The sequence below is a fragment of the Rhodococcus sp. BP-261 genome (genome assembly GCF_019835205.1).
In the GTDB taxonomy this organism is placed as follows: Bacteria; Actinomycetota; Actinomycetes; order Mycobacteriales; family Mycobacteriaceae; genus Rhodococcoides; species Rhodococcoides kyotonensis_B.
Genome location: NZ_JABUCO010000003.1, coordinates 116,203 through 139,852 on the forward strand (window position 1 = coordinate 116,203; position 23,650 = coordinate 139,852).

Here is a 23,650-nt window from a genome sequence, read left to right on the forward strand (position 1 = left end):
GGCAAACTCCAGGCTACTGAAACAAATGCCTCCCTCCAGTTCGGAGGGAGGCATTTGTGAAAATTCTCGAGCGGTGTCCGTCAGATTCCGAGCGCGCGCGCGAGCACGGGCCACGAGTTCTTCAGGTCGTCATCCCAGTAACCCCACGAGTGCGTGCCACTGTCACGGAAGTTGTACGTGGCCGGGATACCGAGCTGGTTGAGCTTGTTCTGCAGATTGTGCGAGCAGTAGTTGGTCGCGGCCTCGATGACACCGCCGACGATGATCTGGTTGGCCAGGGTGGGCACTCGGCCGTTGATGTCCGGGCCGTTCAGGTTGTCGTACATGCCAGGCAAGCCGTTGCCGTTGGAGATGTACAGATCCAGCCCACGCAGCTTCTCTGCGTTGACGTACGGATCGTTCTCGGCCCACATCGGGTCGTTGTCCGGCCCGTACATGTTGAGGGTGCTGCCGCCGCCGTACAGCTCGACGACCTGCTTGACGAAGGTCTGGCCGATCGGGTCGGACGTCTGCGCGCAGCCACTGTACGCAGCGACGCCGCGGTAGAGGTCTGGCTTGGCGATCGCGAGCTGCAGGACGGAGGTGCCCGACGAGGACAGTCCGGCGATGGCATTGACGCCGTTGGTTCCGAGGGCCGCGTCGACCAACGGCGGGATCTCCTCGGTCAGGAACGTCTTCCACTTGTTGACACCGAGGACGGGGTCGGCCTGCTTCCAGTCGGTGTAGTAGCTCCACTTTCCACCGATCGGCGAGACGACGTTGATGTTCTTGTCGCCGAAGAACTCGTACGCGTCCGTGCGCGCTCGCCAGGTAGCGGAATCCTCGCCGCCACCAGCTCCGTTCAACATGTAGAGCGTCGGTCGAGGAACGCTCGTGTCACCGGGACGCAGAACGTCGAGCGGGATCTCCTCGTCCATCGCGGCCGAGTAGACGTACATCGTCAGCTCTCGGTCGTTCTTGGTCTCGATGCGGGTGACCTTGGAACCGTCGGCAGACGTCGCGGATGCCAGAGGCGCAGCGTTGTCGACGACGGGATCGGCGGACGCCGTCCCTGCAAGGCCCGCGAAGGGCACCACCAGTGCGACGGACACGACCGCCATCCGTGTGAACACGGAGGACAACGTGCGCGGCTTCGTTCGACGCATAAGTTCTACTTCCACCATTCTGTGAGGTTTCACTCGCTCGGCTTCGTGGCTTCCCACTCGCTCGAACGACTCGGGTGTCCATCCGGACGTACCGTACCTGCCGACCCCTAATCGACATACTTCCGTTATCCGTTACCGATCCGTGTTCGTGAGATGTACCGAACCCACAGCCTCTTCCATCGGCAAGTCTCCCACTGTCGACGTCGGATCGAATACCGCTGCCGTCAGTACCCGGCGAAGAGCATGACCGAGAGCGACGACGGTCGACTCGTCGAACAGTTCGGTCGCGTACGCGATCTCGATCGACATGCCGGCGCACGATCCATCGGGTTCGGTCGCCTCGACGAACACGAAGTGCAGGTCCAGTTTTGCGGTGTCGACGTCCGTTCCCATCGCCTCCATCGTCACCCCGCCGAGTTCGGCCACCCGCTGCTCGTAGTTCTGGAACGCCATCATGACCTGGAAGAACGGCACCTGCGACACCGGCCGAGCTGGTAGCAGTTCGTTCAGCAGCCAGTCGAACGGAATGTCGGTGTTCTCGAACGCCGCTATGTCTCGGCTACGGACGTCGGAGAGCAGCTCCGCGAACGACATCGAGGTGTCGACGACGGTGCGAAGCACGACCGTGCTGACGAACATTCCGACCAACCCGTCGAGCAGTTCGTTACCGCGGCCTGCAGTGGGCGCTCCGACGGTGACGTCGGTGTTACCGGACCACCGAGCCAGTACCACAGCCATCGCCGCGTGCACGACCATGAAGCGTGTCGTTCCCGCCGCTCGCGCACACCGATCGATCGCGGCGTGTACATCCCGGTCCAGCGCAACACTCACCGAGCTTCCCGCCATCGTGCGTACCTCCGGACGAGGACGGTCCAGTTCGACGTTCAGCAGATCCGGCTGGTCTGCGAGGGTCTCACGCCAGAACTGCAACTGACGACTGGCGAGCGACGCCGGGTCGGACAGCTCGCCGAGTCTCTCCCGTTGCCACAGTGCGTAGTCCGCGTACTGAACCTTCAACGGTTCCCAACCGGGTACCTCCCCCGCAGCCCGAGCGGAATATGCCTGCGTGAGGTCGCGCGCGAACGGGCCGAAAGACGATCCGTCTGCCGCGATGTGGTGGAACACGACGACAACCACGTGCTCCGACGCCCCCAGCCGGAACAGCGTCATTCTGATCGGCGGCTCGCACCCGGTGTCGAATCCGACGGCGAGCAATCCGGCCATGCGGTCGGGCAGATCGTCCTCCGTCACGTCGATCGGTGACAGGTCGAGTGATACCGCCTCGGCGGGCAGAATGTCCTGCACGGGAACATCGTCGACTTCGGGATACACGGTCCGAAGTGATTCGTGACGCTCGACGACGTCGCGCGCGGCCACGGCCAACGCGTCCGCGTCGATCGCTCCGGTGATGCGAACCGCGACCGGAATATTGAAATACGGCGACTTCGGAATCCATTGCGCCAACGACCACGTCCTCTGCTGCTGCACCGACAGTGGGATCATGTCGGGCCTCGGCCTGCCGATCAACGGCAGTCGCCGACCGTCGCCCACGTATTCGTCCAAGGCCGAGGCCAGTTCGGCAACCGACGACGCATCGAACAGCAGTCGAAGAGGAACGGAGGCGTCGAGTGCGTCGCCGAGTCGCGACACCACTTTCGTCGCGAGCAGTGAATTGCCGCCGAGTTCGAAGAAGTCGTCGTCGAGTCCCACCTGCGGCAGGTTCATGACGTCCGCGAACACCGTCGCAACAGCCTCCTCGACACGCGTGGTCGGCGCACGGCGCTCCGCGACCGACACGACCGGATCGGGCAAGGCCGCCCGGTCCAACTTGCCGGTCGCAGTCGTCGGAATGGCGTCGACGACGATCAGGACGGCGGGAACCATGTGCTTCGGCAGCGTCTCCTTCATCAGCGTTCGCACTGCGTCCCTGGCGACATCGGTCCCGGGTCCGGCTGGCGTCACGTATCCGACGAGCCGGTCGCCGCGGACATCGACCGCAGCGCCGCCCACAGAATCGTGCTGCAGCAGAACCGTTTCGATCTCCCCGAGTTCGACGCGCTGGCCACGCAGCTTCACTTGGGAGTCGACACGCGCCACGTAGACCAGCTGTCCCGACCGAGTACGTCGAACCAGATCACCGGTCCGGTACAACCGTTCCCCTGTCGTACGGAACGGGTGCGCGACGAATCGTTCGGCCGTCAGGTCCGGTCGATTCTCGTAGCCGCGCGCCACTTGGACACCGGCCAGATACAACTCGCCGACGACACCGACGGGCGACGGCTGCAGACGTGAATTCAGCACGTAGGCACCGCAATTCCAGACAGGACTTCCGATCGGAACTCCCTCGCCGGGGCCCGTCGGAGACGACTCGCTCGGGTCGTAGCGGTGCGCCGTCGCATGGACTGCACATTCGGTCGGACCGTACAGGTTGTGCAGCGTCGCCGACGGCAGAGACGCCGACGCCGTTCGCGCCGCGGCCCGTCCCAGCTCCTCACCGGCTGCCAGCACGTGTCGAAGAGAGTGCAGCCGGGCCGGATTCACCTGAGCTGCGAAGACGGACAGCATGGACGGAACGAAAGATACCGCCGTGACACCCTCCGACTCGATCGTCGACGCGAGATACTGCGGGTCACGGTGACCGTCGTGCGCGGCGATCACCAGACGGGCACCACCTGCGGTCGCCCCGAACAATTCCCACACCGACACGTCGAACGTGAACGGAGTTTTGTGCAGCACGACGTCGTCTGCATCGATTCCGTATTCGGCAGCGAGCCAGGACACTTGGTTGACCACTGCCGCATGCGACACCGCGACGCCCTTCGGTCGCCCCGTCGACCCGGATGTGAACATCACGTACGCGGTGTTGTCGGAACGCAGCGGTCGAATGCGATCGGAGTCGGTCACGGGGTCGGACGGGAAGGCAGCTGTCGTGTCGCCGTCGATTTCCGACAGCACCATGACCGGATTTGACGTCGCCACGACGTGTTCGGTTCTGATCGATGGCTGATCGGGATCCATCGGCACGTAGGCACCGCCTGCGACGGTGATCGCATGCACGGCGACAACGAGATCCATCGACCTGTGCATCGCGACGGCCACCCGGTCCTCGGGTCCGACGCCGCACGAGATCAACCATCTCGCTGTGCGCGCAACCGTCGCGGCGAACTCACCGTAGGTCAGCAGTGCGTCCCCCTCGACCACCGCGACGGCGTCGGGAGTTCGGGTTGCCTGCCGATCCAACAACTCGGGCAGCGTGTGGACGAACGGAACCACGGTCGTCGTGTCGTTCCACTCGGAGATGGTGCGGCTGAGTTCCGTCGCGCTGACAAGACCGATGTCGCCCACCGCCACGGACGGATCCGACGTACCTTCCTCCAGTACCCGTATCCACTGTTCGCCGATCTCGCGCACTGTCGACCCGTCGAACAGGTCCGTTGCGTAGGTGATCGATCCGATCAGACCCGGCCGCCCCTCCGTGTCCGTCGCCTCCTGAACCACGAAATGCAAGTCGTACTTGGCCGATCCCGGGTCGAAGTCGACGGTGTCGACGCGCAACCCCGACAGCTCGAGCGTGCCCCATCCCAGGTTCTGGAAGCTCAACGCGACCGGCACTCGTGCACCGTTGATCCACCGACGCTCGGAGTCGATTTCCTCGAGAACGCGTTCGAACGGGACATCCGAGTGCGCAAATGCGTCGAGATCGATGTCACGGGTGTGCGCGAGCATCTCGGCGAACGTCGTCGACGACGTCGCTCGGGTCCGGAGAACCATCGAGTTGACGAACATTCCGATCAGGTCGTCCAACTCGGCGGCGCCTCGGCCAGCTGTAGGTGAACTGATCGCAACATCCTCGGTTGCGGCCAATCGTCCGAGCAGGACGGCGAGGGCAGCATGGAACACCATGAACAACGTTGCATTGTTCGCGCGTGCAAGAGCCTCGGCTCTCGCGCGGAGATTCGAGGACACCGCGAACGTCACGGTCGCTCCGGAATAGCTGGCAGGACCGGATTTCGGTCTGTCGAACGGGAGATCGATCCCCTCCGACAAACCGTCCAGCTGCTTCCGCCAGTAGTCCAGTTGTCGCGCTGCAAGCGACTGCGGATCTTCCGGAACGCCGAGGACGTCTCGCTGCCACAGTGTGTAGTCGGCGTACTGGACCGCGAGCGGTGGACGGTCGGGCGACCGACCTTCCGACCTCGCGGCGTACGACACCATCACATCTGCAGTGAGCGGGCGCATCGAGAATCCATCCGCCGCGATGTGATGCGCGACGAACACCAGCACGTGGTCGTCGTCGGCGATTCGGAGCAGTCCGGTCCGGAGCGGTACCTCGGACGAGACGTCGAAGCCGCGAGTTGCGATGTCCTCCACGGTAGCTCGAAGGTTCGCTTCGTCGACTACGGCCGGCGTGAGGTCGAGGACGATATCGTCCACGTCGCAAATCAGCTGATACCCAACACCGTCCGCCTCGGGATACATGGTGCGCAAGGACTCGTGCCGCGCCAACAAGTCGCGAACGGACGCTCGGAGGGCGTCCTCGTTCAACGGTCCGGACAGCCGAACTGCCACCGGAATGTTACGGACTCCGGAGTCGGGATAGAGACGGTTCAGGACCCACAGCCGCTGCTGCGCAAGGGACAACGGGATCCGATCCGGGCGACTCCGCGGAACTGGCGCCGATCGGCGGCAGGAATCGACCAACGTCTCGACCTTGGCCGCGAAACTGCCGACCGTCGACGCCTCGAACAGCAACCGGAGCGGGACCTGTCGGTCGAAGCGCTCCGACGCCCGGGCGACGACCTGCGTTGCGATCAGCGAGTTTCCGCCGAGCGCGAAGAAGTCGTCGTCCAGTCCGATCTTCTCCGCACCGATCACTGCGCCGAAGATGTCGGCCACGGCGAGTTCTGTGTCGGTGACCGGCGCCCTGTATTCGGTTGCAGCGAACTCCGGTTCGGGTAGGGCCTTGCGGTCGATCTTCCCGGTCGCGCCCAGCGGCAGAACGTCCATCACGATGACCGCCGACGGCACCATGTACGACGGCACGGCCTCGGACACGAACGTCGTCACATCGGCCGGCGAGATGTCGGTGGACGACGCAACGTAGGCGACCAAGCGGTCACCGAGCGTGGCGTCGCGATGCAGAACGACCGCGGCGGATTCGATGTCGGGGTGGCGCGTCAGCACCGCTTCGATCTCCCCCGGTTCTATCCGTTGGCCACGCAATTTGACCTGGAAGTCGGTGCGCCCCTTGTAGATCAGCTCGCCGTCGCGTGTCCACTGCACGAGGTCGCCGGTACGATACATGCGCGATCCGGCACCGAACGGATCAGCGACGAATCGATCTGCCGTCAATCCGGGCCGACGTCGGTATCCGCGCGCCAACTGCATACCCGACACGTACAGCTCACCCGACACGCCGACGGGCACAGGCTGCAGACGAGCGTCGAGAACTCGCAGTTTCGTGTTCCACACCGGCGCACCGATGGACACGGGGCCATCTGTGTTGTCTGCTCGGGATGCCGTGACGACCTGAACCTCGGCGGGTCCGTACCAATTGTGCAGATCTGCATCGTTGTTCGCACGGAACAGCTCGATGGTCGACGGCGTCAGCGCCTCGCCCGCCACGAAAACACGTCGAATCGAAGACCCGAGCGCACCCGCGGCGTGGCTGTACGCGACCAGCATGGACGGAACGAAGTGGATCGTCGTGACGCCACACCGTTGAATCACCTCGCGTAGGTACTCGGGATCCCGATGCCCACCGGGTTCGGCGACGACGATGCGTGCGCCGGTGTGCAACGTCCAGAACATCTCCCACACCGAGATGTCGAACGTCGTGGGTGTCTTGTGCAGCACCACATCGGTCTCGTCGAGGGGATAGTGCGCCTGAGCCCAGGACAACTGGTTCACCGTGGCGGCATGGGTGATTTCCATACCCTTCGGCAATCCGGTCGAACCTGACGTGAAGATCAAGTAGGCCGCGTCCGTCGCACGAAGAGGCCGAGCCCTGTCCATGTCCGTCACCGTCGAATTCGGCTGCGACGAGCAGTCCAAGTCTTCGAAGTAGGTCGTTCGAGAGCCGTCATCGGATGGAATGAAGTCGTCACACCGTCTGGTCAGGACGATCGCCGGGCCGGCAACGGAGATGATCCGCTCGTTGCGCTCCATCGGCTGTTCCGGATCCACCGGAACATACGCAGCGCCGGCCTTCATCACCGCGTACACGGCCACGAGCGCATCGAACGACCGCGCCATGGCCACGGCGACGGTCACTTCGGGCTGAGCGCCCATCGACATCAACTGCCGCGCAGTACTGTTGACGACAGCGTCGAATTCCGAGTAGGTCCAGGACCGGTCCCCCTCGACCACCGCAACTGCGTCCGGCGTGCGTCGAACCTGTCGGTCGAACAACTCGACCAGGTGGGTCGCAGGATCGATCCACTGGTCCGTCGCATTCCATCGGTCGACGATGTCGCAGCGTTCGACGGAATCCAGAACGTCGATGTCGCCGACCACCATGTTCGGAGTCGACACGGCCGCGGTCAGCATTCGTACGAACCGGCGTCCGACCGCGTCGATGGTGGTGTCGTCGAACAATGCAGTCGCGTACATGATCGATACGGCGACCCCGTCGACGGACCCCGCCGTGTCGAATTTTTCGACGAAGCTGAACTGAAGGTCGTATTTCGCTGTACGAGTGTCGGCGTCGACACCCGATACTGTCAGGCCGCCCAGTTCGAAGTGTTCTCGCGCGAAGTTCTGGAACACCAGAAGGACTTGGAACAGCGGCGAATGCGCCGTCGAACGCGCCGGCGACAGTTCGTCGACCAGCCACTCGAATGGCAGGTCTGCATGGCCGAAGGCCTCGATATCGGTGCGCCGCACCGATTCCACCAACTCGTCGAAGGAGGCCGCGGAAGCGACCTGTGTGCGCAGGACGAGCGTGTTGACGAACATACCGATCAGATCGTCGAGGGCCGCGTCCCCACGACCGGCAACGGGTGTGCCGATGCTGATGTCGGACGAACCTGCCCAACGCGCCAGCAGTGCAGCGAGGACAGCGTGCACAACCATGAAACGCGTTGCCCCACAACGCCGGGCAAGTGCATCGAGCGCCATATGTACCGAGCGGTCGATCTCGAATGTCGTGGACGCACCTGCCAAGGACTGAACGGCGGGACGCGGCCGGTCGGTCGGCAGATCGAGCACCTCGGGTAGATCGGCGAGATGTCCGCGCCAATAGTCCAATTGCCGACGCGCGATCGAGGCGGGGTCATCGAGCTCGCCGAGAATGTCTCGCTGCCACAGGGCGTAATCCGCGTACTGAATCGGCAAGGGAACCCAGTCGGGTTCCTGGCCGACGCTGCGTGCGGCGTACGCCGTCATGACATCACGCGCCAACGGCGCGATCGACGATCCGTCTGCGGAAATGTGATGAACGACCACGACGAGAACCCGGTCGTTTCGCCCCACTTCGATCAGCGCCGCACGGAGTGGGACGGCTGACGCGACGTCGAATCCCCTACCGACTGTGTCCGAGACGACCTCGAGTAGACCCGTTTCGGACACCGCGATCGGGTTCAGATCCAACGCGACTTCGTCCACCGAGACGACGCGCTGGACAGGAGTTCCGTCGACCGTCGGATAGTACGTGCGCAGCGCCTCGTGCCGGCCCACGACATCGAGTACGGCACCCTTCAACGCATCGACGTTCATTTCACCGACGAGACGAACAGCCATGGGCACGTTGTAGACGGCCGATTGCGGATCGAGCCGGTTGAGGAACCACATGCGCTGCTGCGCGAGGGAGAGCAGCACGTGCTCTGGACGCTCACGTGCCACCAATTGCTGTCGCCCGCCGGCACCGACCGACGACTCGACCCGTGCAGCGAGGTCACCGACCGAGGAAGCGTCGAACAGCATTCGAACCGGAACCCTCGTGTCCAACGCCGCACCCAGACGGGCAACGACCTGTGTCGCGATCAGCGAGTTGCCGCCGAGTTCGAAGAAGTCGTCGTCCACTCCGACGCGCGGGGCGCCCAACAAGTCCGCGAAAACGTCAGCGACGATCTCCTGAACGGGCGTCTGCGGAGCTCGGAACTCACGCACCTCGAACACCGGCTCCGGCAACGCCTTCCGATCCAACTTGCCCGACGCACCCACCGGCAACTCGTCGAGCACCACGAACACCGACGGCACCATGTACGACGGCAACACCTCGGCCACAGACGCTTTCACCACATCGACGTCGATCATCTCGCCGGCCGGGACAACGTACGCCACCAGCTGATCACCACGAATATCGGCCACCGCACGCGACACCGAATCACACTGCGCAACAGCCGCTTCGATCTCACCCAACTCGATCCGCTGACCACGCAACTTCACCTGGAAGTCCGAGCGGCCCACGTACAGGAGCCGGCCTGACGCGTCCCACCGCACGAGGTCTCCCGTGCGATACATACGCTCCCCAGCGCTGAACGGACTCGCCACGAACCGATCCGCCGTCAGATCCGCGCGACCGAAATAGCCCTGCGCCAACTGCATACCCGCGAGGTACAGCTCACCGACGACGCCGACCGGTGCGAGATGTAGTCGCGAATCCAAGACGTACGCAGCCGAATTCGACACAGCCGTACCGATCGGAACATCGGAAGCAGTGGCGTTTCCGTCGAGCGAGTAGGCGGTGGCGTGCACCGTGAACTCGGTAGGCCCGTACAAATTGTGCAGCTGCGCCGACGGCATCACCTGCCGAGCAGCGTTCGCGACCGACGATCCGAACGCCTCACCTGCCACCAACACGTGTCGCAGCGAGCGAACCGCCGCGGGCGACACCTGGGATGCGAATGCCGCGAGCATCGACGGAACGAACGACGTCGCCGTCACACCCTCCGACTCGATCACCGACCCCAGATACTTCGGATCACGATGACCGTCCGGCTCGGCGACGACGAGCGTGCCGCCGGCAGCCAACGTGCCGAACAACTCCCACACCGACACGTCGAACGTGAACGGAGTCTTCTGCAACACCACATCATCGGAACCCAGGCCGTACTCGGCGACCAACCACGACACCTGATTCACCACAGCCGCATGCGACACCGCCACACCCTTCGGCCGACCCGTCGACCCAGACGTGAACAACACATACGCCGCATTCGACGCACGCAACTGCCGAACCCGATCCACATCCGTCACCGGCCCGGCCGAGAACCCGCCGAGCGGGAGTCGATCCACCGCAACATGCTCGAACGCCACCTCGTCCCGCGACGTCGACAACACCACCGACACACCGGCCGTACCGAGAATGTACTGGTTACGCTCCGCAGGCTGGTCCGGATCCACCGGAACATACGCCGCACCCGACCGCAACACCGCATACAACGCCACCAGCATCGAGGTCGAACGACGCATCGCCACCGCGACCGTCCGCTCCGGACCCACTCCCTCCGAGATCAGGTAACGCGCAAGACGATTCACGCGCGCATCGAACTCGGCGAACGACAGAGCTGTCCCCTCGAACACCACCGCAGTCGCATCCGGACGTGCCGCCACCTGCGCATCGAACGCATCCAACACCGTTTCACCAGAGCCGAACTCATGCACCGACCCGACCGACGACCTCCGCAACAACTCACGCTCGGCATCACCCACCACATCGATATCCCCCACGACCACAGCGGAATCGGCAACCACTGCTTCGAGAACACGAGCAAGGCGATCGCCGAACACCGCCACTGTCGTGGCATTGAACAAATCGGTGGCGTAGGTCAACTCGAGGAGGTAGCCCTGGTCGATGCCGTCGGACACCGTCACCTGCAGGTCCATCTTCGATGCCACTACATCGAAGTCGACGCCGGAAATCGACAACCCGGGAAGCTCGAATGTCCCAGCCTGCACATTCTGGAACGTCAACAGCACCTGCACCAGCGGGTGCCTCCCCTGCGAGCGAGGAGGGTCCAACACCTCGACGAGACGCTCGAACGGAACGTCCGCGTGCTCGAACGCATCGATGTCGACGCCACGCACTGTTTCCAGTATGTCGTCGAATTCGGCGTTCCGACTGATCGGGGTGCGCAGCACCAACGTGTTCACGAACATTCCGACGAGGTCGTCGAGTTGGGCTTCACCTCGTCCGGCGACCGGGGTCCCCACGGCGACATCTTCTGTCGCGGCCAGCCGCGACAACAGCACGGCCAGCGCAGCATGTACGACCATGAATGGTGTGGCGCGGCGCTCAGCCGCGTAGGCCTCGATCGACGCGCGAAGGTCGGCCGCCAGAGAAACCGTGCGCACTGCACCCAAACCCGAAGATACGAGTGGACGCGGACGGTCTGTCGGCAGCGCCAACTCCTCCGGCAGCGATTCGAGCTTCGATACCCAGTGACGCTCCTGCGTCGCCATCAGAGAACTCGGGTCATCCGACGACCCGAGTACCTCGCGTTGCCACAGCGTGTAATCGGCGTACTGCACCGGCAGCGGCGCCCAGCCCGGTGCAGCACCGTTCACTCGTGCCGAATACGCGATCATGAGGTCCCGGGTCAACGGACCGACCGAGAAACCGTCCGCCGCAATGTGATGCACGACGACAAGCAGCACGAAGTCGTCCGCAGCTTGCTGCAGCAGTCGCGTACGGAACGGTGCCGACAAGGTCACGTCGAACCCTGTGGCGAAGAAAGCGACTGTTGCCGAACGCACCTCGGACTCCGTGACAGGCATCGGCGTCAGATCGACGACGACGTCGGCGACCGGCCGAACATCCTGGTATCCGACTCCGTCGATTTCCGGATAGACCGTTCGAAGAATGTCGTGTCGCGCGACGACGTCGCGTACTGCATCCTCCAGCGCGACTGTGTCCAATCGGCCTTTCAGTCGAACCGCCACCGGGATGTTGTCTACCGCGGATTCGGGATCCAGTCGGTTCAAGAACCACATGCGTTGCTGAGCAAGAGACAACGGCACGTGCGTCGCACGTGGGCGCGTCGTCAATGGAATGCGATCGCCGTCAGCGGATCCCACCCGTGCCGCGATACCTTCGACTGTCGATGCGTCGAACAGCATTCGAACCGGAACCCTGGTGTCCAACGCCGCACCCAGGCGGGCAACGACCTGAGTCGCGATCAGCGAGTTACCACCCAACGCGAAGAAATCATCGTCGAGACCGACTCGGTCGACACCGAGCACATCACCGAACACCCGCGCCACGATCTCCTGAACGGGCGTCTGCGGAGCTCGGAACTCACGCACCTCGAACACCGGCTCCGGCAACGAATTCCGATCCAACTTGCCCGACGCACCCACCGGCAACTCGTCGAGCACCACGAACACCGACGGCACCATGTACGACGGCAGCGTCCGCGCCACCGCGGTTCTCAGCTCGTCGACATCTACCGCACCGCCAGCCACGACGTACGCCACCAGCTGATCACCACGAATATCGGCCACCGCACGCGACACCGAACCACACTGCGCAACAGCCGCTTCGATCTCACCCAACTCGATCCGCTGACCGCGCAACTTCACCTGGAAGTCCGAGCGGCCCACGTACAGGAGCCGGCCTGACGCATCCCACCGCACGAGGTCTCCCGTGCGATACATACGCTCCCCAGCGCTGAACGGACTCGCCACGAACCGATCCGCCGTCAGATCCGCGCGACCGAAATAGCCCTGCGCCAACTGCATACCCGCGAGGTACAGCTCACCGACGACGCCGACCGGTGCGAGATGTAGTCGCGAATCCAAGACGTACGCAGCCGAATTCGACACAGCCGTACCGATCGGAACATCGGAAGCAGTGGCGTTTCCGTCGAGCGAGTAGGCGGTGGCGTGCACCGTGAACTCGGTAGGCCCGTACAGATTGTGCAGCTGCGCCGACGGCATCACCTGCCGAGCAGCGTTCGCGACCGACGATCCGAACGCCTCACCTGCCACCAACACGTGTCGCAGCGAGCGAACCGCCGCGGGCGACACCTGGGATGCGAATGCCGCGAGCATCGACGGAACGAACGACGTCGCCGTCACACCCTCCGACTCGATCACCGACCCGAGATACTGCGGATCACGATGACCGTCCGGCTCGGCGACAACGAGCGTGCCGCCGGCAGCCAACGTGCCGAACAACTCCCACACCGACACGTCGAACGTGAACGGAGTCTTCTGCAACACCACATCATCGGAACCCAGGCCGTACTCGTCGACCAGCCACGACACCTGGTTGACCACGGCCGCATGCGACACCGTCACCCCCTTCGGCCGACCCGTCGAGCCCGACGTGAAGATCACGTACGCTGCATCGTCGCGGTTAGGAAGCGGCAGCGTCGCACCGTCGGAAGCGAGGCTCCCCAGCACCTCCTCCGTCAACACCAGATTCGGGCGCACCAAATCGAGAATGTACTCCCTGCGCTCCACCGGATGATCCGGATCGATCGGCACGTAGGCCGCACCCGCACGAATCACGCCGTACAGTGCAGCCAGCATGTCGTTCGACCGCCGCATCGCCACGGCCACCGTGCTGCCGACCTCGACACCCGCAGCACGCAATCCCGACGCGATCGCCGTTACTCGCGCGTCGAATTCGGCATACGTCCACGACGAGTCACCGAACCGCACGGCCACCGCGTCCGGTCGCTCCGCCACCCGCCGAGCGAACGCATCGAGAACTGTTGCATCCGAATCGATGTCGACCACCGCACCGACGGACGAAGCCAGCAACGTTTCGCGCTCGGCTTCGTCGACCAGGTCGATGTCACCGACGACGACGTCCACATCCGTGGTGATTGCACCCAGCACCGACAGAAGACGCGTACCCAGGTCTTCGATCGCGGAGGCGTCGAACAGATCGGTGGCGTAGGTGACGTCGACGCGATACGCCGACGCTCCGCCGGCATCCACGCTGTCCGACACGGTCAGCTGCAGATCCATTTTGGCGACGGTGGCGTCGAATTCGACTCCGCTGATGGTCAATCCGGGCAGCTCGAACGTGCCTGCGCCGATGTTCTGGAACGCGAGAAGCACCTGCACCAGCGGATGCCGACCCTGCGAGCGAGGCGGATCGAGCACCTCGACGAGACGCTCGAACGGAATATCCGCGTGCTCGAATGCTTCGATGTCGCCGTGTCGCACTGCGGCGAGGATGTCGGTGAAACGCGATCCCGCGTCCACCCGTGAGCGCAGCACAAGCGTGTTGACGAACATTCCGATCAGGTCGTCGAGGGCCACGTCACCACGTCCCGCGACCGGTGTACCGATTGCGACGTCGGACGTGCCTGCCAACCGGGACAGCACCACGGCCAACGCTGCGTGCACGACCATGAACGGCGTAGCTCTCTGGTCACCGGCGATCGTGTCGATGCCGGCGCGCAGATCGGCACCGATCGAGAACGTGTGCATCGCACCCAGTCCCGACGCGGCGCGTGGCCGCGGTCGGCTGGTGGGAATGTCGAGTTGTTCGGGCAGATCGGCCAGCTGGTCGACCCAGTAGCTCTGCTGGCGCGACAGCAATGAGCGTGCATCGTCCTCGGACCCCAGCACGTCCCGCTGCCACAGCGTGTAATCGGCGTACTGCACCGGTAGCGGAGTCCACGCAGGAACGCCTCCGTTCACCCGCGCCGAATAGGCGATCATGATGTCCCGGGTCAACGGCCCGACCGAGAAACCGTCCGCCGCAATGTGATGTACGACCACGAGTAGCACATGGTCGTCGTCTTCGACCCGTAGCAGCCGCGTACGCACGGGCGGCTCCGTCGTCACGTCGAATCCGCGCGCGAACAGCTCGAACGCCGAGCCGAGAACGTCGTCTTCGGTGACGCCACGCGGCTCGAGATCGACCTCCACGTCGGCGACGGAGAGCACGTGCTGATAGCCGACTCCGTCGACGTCGGGATACACGGTGCGCAGAATGTCGTGACGCGCAAGCACATCGGTCACCGCGACACGCAACGCAGCGACGTCGAGGTCACCGCGCAGGCGCACCGCCACCGGGATGTTGTCCGTCGCAGAGTCCGGGTCGAGACGGTTCAGGAACCACATACGTTGCTGGGCGAGCGACAACGGCACGCGCGCGGGCATCGGACGCGATACCAGCGGTGCACGCTCCTCCCCGGCCAGTGTTTCGGCACGCGCAGCCAGCGCCTCCACCGAGGACGCTTCGAACATGACACGGACGGGGATTCGTCGTCCCAGCGCAGCACCGATACGTGACAGTGCCTGTGTCGCGATCAGCGAGTTGCCGCCGAGTTCGAAGAAGTCGTCGTCCACTCCGACGCGCGGGGCGCCCAACAAGTCCGCGAAAACGTCAGCGACGATCTCCTCAACGGGCGTCTGCGGAGCTCGGAACTCACGCACCTCGAACACCGGCTCCGGCAACGCCTTCCGATCCAACTTGCCCGACGCACCCACCGGCAACTCGTCGAGCACCACGAACACCGACGGCACCATGTACGACGGCAACACCTCGGCCACAGACGCTTTCACCACATCGACGTCGATCGCCTCGCCGGCCGGGACAACGTAGGCAACCAAGCGATCCGAGCGCACCGCGACCGTCGCCCGAGCGACCGACGGCAGCCGGTCCAGAGCCGCGTCGATCTCACCCAACTCGATCCGCTGACCACGCAACTTCACCTGAAAATCGGAGCGACCGACGTATGCCAGTACCCCATCGGCGGTCCAGCGCACCAGATCACCCGTGCGATAGAGACGTTCCCCGTTCCCCACCGGACTCGCCACGAACCGATCCGCCGTCAGATCCGCACGACCGAAATACCCCCGAGCCAACTGAACACCGCTCAGGTACAACTCACCCACCACACCCACCGGCACCGGATGCAACCGCGAATCCAGAACGTACACAGCACAATTCCACACAGGTCGACCCATCGGAACACCCGAGGGCACCACATCGCCGGCGCGGAGCGTATAGGCCGTCGCATGCACGGCGAACTCCGTCGGACCGTACAAGTTGTGCACACCTGCAGCAGGCAACGCCATCCGCACCGCATCGGCGACAGCAGCAGGGAACGCCTCACCCGCCACCAACACATGCCGAAGCGACTGCAGCCGTGACGAATCGACCTGAGCAAGGAACACCGACAGCATCGACGGAACGAACGACGTCGCCGTCACACCCTCCGACTCGATCACCGACCCCAGATACTCCGGATCACGATGACCGTCCGGCTCGGCGACGACGAGCGTGCCGCCGGCAGCCAACGTGCCGAACAACTCCCACACCGACACATCGAACGTGAACGGAGTCTTCTGCAACACCACATCATCGGAACCCAGGCCGTACTCGGCGACCAACCACGACACCTGGTTGACCACAGCCGCATGCGACACCGCCACACCCTTCGGCCGACCCGTCGAGCCCGAGGTGAACAGCACATACGCCGCATTCGACGCACGCAACGGCCGAACCCGATCCACATCCGTCACCGGCCCAGCCGAGAACCCCTCGAGCGGGAGTCGATCCACCGCAACATGCTCGAACGCCACCTCGTCCCGCGACGTCGACAACACCACCGACACACCGGCCGTATCGAGAATGTACTTGTTGCGCTCCGCAGGCTGGTCCGGATCCACCGGAACATACGCCGCACCCGACCGCAACACCGCATACAGCGCCACCAGCATCGAGGTCGAGCGACGCATCGCCACCGCGACCGTCCGCTCCGGACCCACCCCCACCAAAATCAGGTAACGCGCAAGACGATTCACGCGCGCATCGAACTCGGCGAACGACAGAGCTGTCCCCTCGAACACCACCGCAGTCGCATCCGGACGTGCCGCCACCTGCGCATCGAACGCATCCAACACCGTCGCACCCGCATCCAGCACACGTGCGGTATCGTTCCAAGACAACAGGATTCGCTGCTGCTCACTCGAATCCAGCAGATCGATGTCCCCCACCGAGGCGTCCGAACCCGACGTCACGGCCTCGAGAACACGAACGAGCCCGGCAGCGAATCCGGCGACGGTACTCTCGTCGAACAGGTCCGTCGCGTACGTGAATGCGATGCTGTACCCGTTGTTCGAACCGTCGGCCGAAAATTGTTCGACGACGGTGACCTGCAGGTCCATCTTGGCGGTCGTCGTGCCGATGTCGACGGCGGACACGGTCAGACCGGGCAGTTCGAACGTCGTGCGCGGGGTGTTCTGGAACGCGAGAAGCACCTGGACGAGCGGGTGCCTGCCCTGCGATCGCGGCGGATCGACGACCTCCACCACTCGCTCGAAGGGCACGTCTGCGTGGCCGAAGGCAGCGAGGTCGATGCGCGCGACATCGGCGAGCACGGAATCGAACGATGCTGCGGGGTCGATGGGTGTCCGGAGGACCAGTGTATTGACGAACATGCCCACGAGATCGTCGAGTGCGGCGTCGCCACGTCCTGCGGTCGGCGTTCCGATTGCGATGTCGGCGGTCGCGGACAGCCTCGACAGCAGCACGGCCAGTGCGCCGTGAACGACCATGAACGGCGTCGCACGGTGCTCGCGCGCGAAGCGTCTTATGCGCGTGTGCAACTCGGACGCGACGTCCACGGTGACCGACGCGCCGAGACCCGACGCGGTGCGGGGACGTGGCCGGTCGGTCGGCAGTTCGAGCTGTTCCGGCAGCCCGTGCAGCTCGTCACGCCAGAACCGTTCCTGGACGGCACCGACGGATTCCGGGTCGTTCGAGTCGCCGAGTACGCGGTGTTGCCACAACGCGAAGTCGGCATACTGCACGGGCAGAGGCGGCCATGTCGGCTCGGCACCCTCGGCGCGCGCCGCGTAGGCAATCATGACGTCGCGGGCGAGAGGTGCCATCGACGAACCGTCCGCGGCGATGTGATGGGTGACGAGGACGAGAACGTGCTCGTCGTCGGCCACGCGGAGGACGCGGGTGCGCAGCGGGACCTGCGATTGCACGTCGAACGCTGCTCCGACGACGGCTACGACCTCGGACGCCAGAGCATCCTCGGCGATCCGACGCGGCTCGAGGTCCACATGGACCTCGTCGGCGCCGAGAACCGATTGGGTTCCGACTCCGTCGATCTCGGGGTAAACCGTGCGCAGTACTTCGTGCCGAGTGATGACGTCGTGCACCGCAGCGGCCAACGCCTCGAGATCGAGGGATCCGCTCAGCCGGACCGCGACCGGGATGTTCTCCGTCGTCGACTCCGGGTTCAGGCGGTTCAGGAACCACATGCGCCGCTGAGCGAGCGACAGCGGAACGACGTCGGGACGATCCGCAGGCACCAGCGGGATCGCCGCTCCACTTCCTGCGTGTTCCTCGACCCGAGCGGCCAGAACGGCCACCGTCGGGTCCTCGAAGATCGCCCGGACGGGCACCTGCGTGTCGAGAGCAGCACCGAGGCGGGCGACGACCTGAGTCGCGAGCAGAGAGTTGCCGCCGAGCGCGAAGAAGTCGTCGTCCGCCCCCACCCGATCGGTACCGAGGACATCTCCGATGATGGCGGCGACAGTTTCCTCGACGGGCGTCGTCGGCGCTCGATAAGCGGTGGTCTCGAAGACCGGGGCGGGAAGGGCCGCACGATCGACCTTGCCGTTGACCGTCAGCGGAATCGTGTCCAGCACCAGGATCGACGAGGGGACCATGTACGACGGAAGTTCATGCGACAGAGCCTTCTTCACCGATGCCGGTTCGACGTCTCCGACGACGTACCCCACGAGCGTGGTGCCCATGTGCCGATCGACGTGATCCACGACGACGACATCGCTGATGCCGTCCACAGCACGCAGCGCGGCCTCGATGTCGCCCAGTTCGATACGGAAACCCCGAACTTTCACCTGATGATCGACGCGGCCGACGTAATCGAGTTCGCCTGCCACCCACCGCACGAGGTCGCCTGTGCGGTACATCCTGGACCCGTCGGCACTGTAGGGATTCGCGACGAACCGCTCCGCCGTCAGGTCACCGCGTCCTCGATAGCCACGCGCCAGTTGCACGCCCGCGAGGTACAGCTCGCCGACGACACCGTCGGGCACCGGCGACAACCGAGCGTCCAGTACGAATACCTGTGTGTTCCACTCGGGCAGACCGATAGGGATGGATCCGTTCTCCTCCGACGATTCCGTGACGGTGTGCCGCGTGACCGATACGGCCGCTTCGGTCGGGCCGTACAGATTGTCGAGACGAAGATCGTGTCCCCGTGCGGCGGCCGACGCGGTCCGCGGCGGGAACGCCTCGCCGATCACCAAAGCGCGCTGCACAGTCGACGGCAACCCGTCTGCCTCGCCGGCGACCAGCGCCGCCAGCATCGACGGGACGACGTGAAGGGTGGTGACGGATTCGGCCGCCATCAGCGCATTCAAATATTCGGGCTCGCGGTGGCGTTCCGGTTCGGCGACGACGAGGCGACCACCCACGGTGAGCATCGACCACAGCTCCCACACCGACAGGTCGAACGTCACCGGCGTCTTCAGTACAGCCGCATCCGACGCACTCAGCTGGTACTCGTGACGCAGCCACTCCAGCTGATTGACCACCGAACGATGCTCGACTGCAACGCCTTTCGGCGTGCCCGTGGAACCGGAGGTGAAGATGACGTACGCCGTGTTCGACGGCCGCAGCGGAGACAGGCGATCGACGTCGGTGATCGTCGTGTTCGCACAACGATCGAGGTCGAGCCCGTCCACCGCCACTACCGGGCAGAGCACCTCGGTGGTGAATTCGGTGGCCGACGACGTCAGCACTGCAGCTACGTCCGCGGTCCGCAGGATGTGATCGGTGCGTGACGCAGGTTGCGCAGGGTCTACCGGCACGTACGCCGCGCCTGCCTTGACGACGGCGTACATGGCGCCGAGCAGATCGACGGACCGCGGGAAGGCAAGCGCGACCGAGTCTTCCGGGCCGATACCGAGCGAGATCAGGTGCCGTGCAAGTCGATTCACCTGCGCGTCGAACCTGCGGTACGTCCACCGCTCGTCACCGAAGACGACGGCCGTCCTCTCGGGCCCGGCAGCGACGGCCGCGTCGAACAGCGAGACCAGAGTCGCCGACGAATCCACCGGCGAGGCAGTGTCGTTGCGTGCCTCCAACGCGAGACTGCGCTCGGCCGCGTCGAGAAGATCGATGTCTCCGATCACGATGCGCGGGTCGGCGACGATCGTTCGTAGAACGCGCACGTAGCGGTCGAGCGTCGCGGCCGCCGTCGAGCGGTCGAAGAGTGCCGACGCGTACGTGAGAACGACGGCCATACCCGCTGGTGCGCCGTCGGGTTCGTAGGTGTCGGACACGACCAGATGCAGGTCGAACTTCGAGACTCCTCCGTCGGCATCGAGACCGGTGACGGTCAGGTCGGGAAGCTCCAGTGCGGTGCGAGCGATGTTCTGGAACGACAACCCGACCTGGAACAGCGGGTGGCGTGCGGTGCTGCGGACGGTCTCGAGAGCGTCGACGAGTGTTTCGAACGGAACGTCGGCGTGCGCGAACGCCTCGAGGTCGGTGTCGCGGACCGAGCGAAGAAAAGTCTCGAACTTGTCGCCCCAGCGGACGTGTGTTCGAAACACGATGGTGTTGGCGAACATTCCGATCAGGTCGTCCAGTTGCGCTTCGCCGCGTCCCGCGATCGGGGAACCGACGGCGATGTCACCGCACTGAGACAGGCGCGACAGCGTCACCGCCCACGCCGCGTGCATGATCATGAACAGCGACGCGTTCGATGCGCGCGCTGTCTCGGTCAAGGCTGCGTGCAGGTCGGCGTCCAACTCCAACGGAATCTCGCCGCCTGCAAGAGATTGGACGGGCGGGCGAGGCCGGTCGAACGGTAGGTCGAGCTGATCGGGTATGCCGGCCAACTCGGACTTCCAGAACTCGATCTGCGTGTAAGCCGTCGACGTCGGATCCTTGGCGTCGCCCAGCGTATCGCGCTGCCACAACGTGTAATCCACGTACTGGACATCCAGTGGCGTCCACTGCGGTGCGGTCCCCTGCGTCCGCGCCGAGTACGCGATCATCACGTCTCGCGTGAGCGGTACGACAGAGGAACCGTCGGCAGCGATGTGGTGGACGACGACGACGAGGACGTGTTCGGTCTCGGACAGCGCGAACAATGAGATACGCAGCGGCACCTCGGTTTCCACGTCGAACGCGGTGTCGATGCTCGCGAGCACGTCGGCGGTGACGTCGCTCTCGGTGGTACGACGGCGTTCCAGAGCGACCGACGCGTCCGTCGCGGTCAGCACGACCTGATGCGGCCCTTGCTCGTCGCTGGGATAGATGGTCCGGAGCGTTTCGTGGCGCTCGACGACGTCGGTCACGGCTGCAGTGAGCGCATCGGTGTCGAGTGCACCCGAAAGCCGCACGGCGACAGGGATGTTGTAGGCCGACGACGTCGGGTCGAAGCGATTGAGGAACCACATGCGCTGCTGCGCGAGCGACAGCGGAATGCGTTCGGGCCGCTCCCGCGCACCGAGTTCCACGCGTTGGCCCACGTCCGCCTGATTGTCGATCGCGGCAGCCAGTGCCGACACCGACGGCGCGTCGAACAGGAGGCGCGCCGGCACACGCTTGTGCAGACGCGCTCCGACGCGCGCGGCCACCTGCGTGCCGATGAGGGAGTTTCCTCCGAGCTCGAAGAAGTCGTCGTCGGCGCCGACGGTGTCGCGCGAGAGCAACTCGCCGAACACGGCGGCGACGGCATCCTCGGTCGGTGTCGACGGCGCGCGATACTCGCGTGATTCGAACGCGGGGGCGGGCAACTTCGAGCGGTCCACCTTGCCGGCACCGGTCAGCGGAACGTGGTCGATCAGCATCATCGCCGACGGCACCATGTGCTTCGGCAGCGACTCCCGCAGCCAGGCGAGCAGTGCCGCGCTGTCCGCCGAAGAGCCCTCTGCCACAAGCGCATACGACACCAGCGCGGTGCCCCCTGCCCCTGCGTCACTGCCCATCGTCAACGCGAATTCGACGTCGGGGTGCGTGGCAAGCGCTGCGTCGATCTCACCCAGCTCGATGCGGAAGCCGCGGATCTTGACCTGGAAGTCGTTGCGTCCCATGTATTCCAGGGCGCCCGACGCGTCCCGGCGCACCACGTCGCCGGTACGGTACATCCGGCCACCTGCGGGGTCGTGCGGATCTGCGACGAAACGCTCCGACGTCAGAGCCAGGCGCCCGTGATACCCACGCGCGACACCGCCGCCTGCCAGATACAGCTCGCCCGCGACACCCGGTGGAACGGGCGACAGACGGGTGTCGAGCACGTACGCACGCATGCCGTCGACGGGGTCGCCGAGAGGAATGCGCTCGCCGACGACCAAGGCCGACGACATGGTCGCGAAGATGGTGGCCTCGGTCGGTCCGTACCCGTTGAACACGGCCCGACCTGGCGCCCACCGGGCGACGAGGTCGGCACCGAACGCCTCACCGCCGACGACGAGGGCCTGGAGATCGGGCAACCCGTCACCGTCTATCGACGTCAGTGCGGCGGGAGTGCTGAAGCCGTGCGTGACGCGCTCTCGCTTCAGCAGGTCCTTCAGTTCGGCACCGCCGTAGTTGTCCGGGGGCGCGATCACCATCGTCGCCCCGGATCCGATCGCGATCAGGTAGTCGAAGATCGAGACGTCGAAGCTCGGCGACGTGAAGTGCAGGGTGCGAGATTCGGCGGTGACACCGAGCGTCCGCACGGAATGACCGCACAGATCGGCGAGTCCCGCGTGAGACACGACGACGCCCTTCGGTGTGCCCGTCGAGCCGGACGTGTAGATGACGTAGGCCGGGTTCGTCGCGCGCAGCGTGCCGGTCTTGTCCGCCGTCGACACCGGGTCGCCCGAGTACTGCTCGAGACGACGCACGAAGGCGTCGTCGTCCAGGACCGACCATGTGCACGACGACGGCAGCACGTCGCGGTGGATACCGACCGTCACGCCCAGCGAGGCACCCGAGTCCGTCAGCAAGTGCCGGATCCGTTCGGCGGGATACGACGGGTCGACGGGGAGGAACGCCGCCCCTGACTTGATCACGGCCCAGATGGCGGTGATGGATTCGAGCGAGCGGGTGAGTGCAACGGCGACGATCGATTCGGGACCCGCACCGTCGGCGATCAACGCCCGCGCGAGTGTCGACGAGCGTGTATCGAGTTCGGCGTAGGTCACCGTGCGATCGCCGTCGACCAGGGCGACAGCCGACGGATCACGCTCGACTGCCGTGGCGAGCAGTGCAGGAAGAAGTGTCGCGCGCGTTCGACGGGGCTTGCGCGTTCGTGGCGTCCGTTTCTCCCGGGTTCCGTCCGTCCGTGTGGAGGGCGATTCCTTGGACGACCGTGAACTCATACGTGCAAAACCCCCGGGTGCTCGACTTCCGAGCGAGGTCGGTTCACCTCACCCGTCGCACCGAGCGAAAACCGAACGTTCCGATCGCCCTTCTTCCCGGCACAACGGTCAATTACAACACGATTCTGCTAATTTCCTGCGAACGCCATGTGACCTGCAAGGTAATGGACAACAACCCCCTTGACCTGCTCTTTCGATTCAGTGTGTCTGTCGATTACCGTCCGACCCCAGGT

Annotated in this window: 2 protein-coding genes; both read right to left on the reverse strand. The window is 64.7% G+C overall.

The window, feature by feature from the left end; genetic code table 11:
* Positions 1-80: 80 nt before the first annotated feature.
* Positions 81-1,100, reverse strand: coding sequence for an alpha/beta hydrolase family protein (locus tag HQ354_RS04740; RefSeq protein WP_222634324.1), 1,020 nt, complete (start codon positions 1,098-1,100; stop codon positions 81-83).
* A gap of 177 nt (positions 1,101-1,277) precedes the next feature.
* Positions 1,278-23,417: a non-ribosomal peptide synthase/polyketide synthase gene (locus HQ354_RS04745; RefSeq protein WP_222634259.1), complete on the reverse strand. Its 22,140-nt coding sequence runs from the start codon at positions 23,415-23,417 to the stop codon at positions 1,278-1,280.
* Positions 23,418-23,650 lie beyond the last annotated feature (233 nt).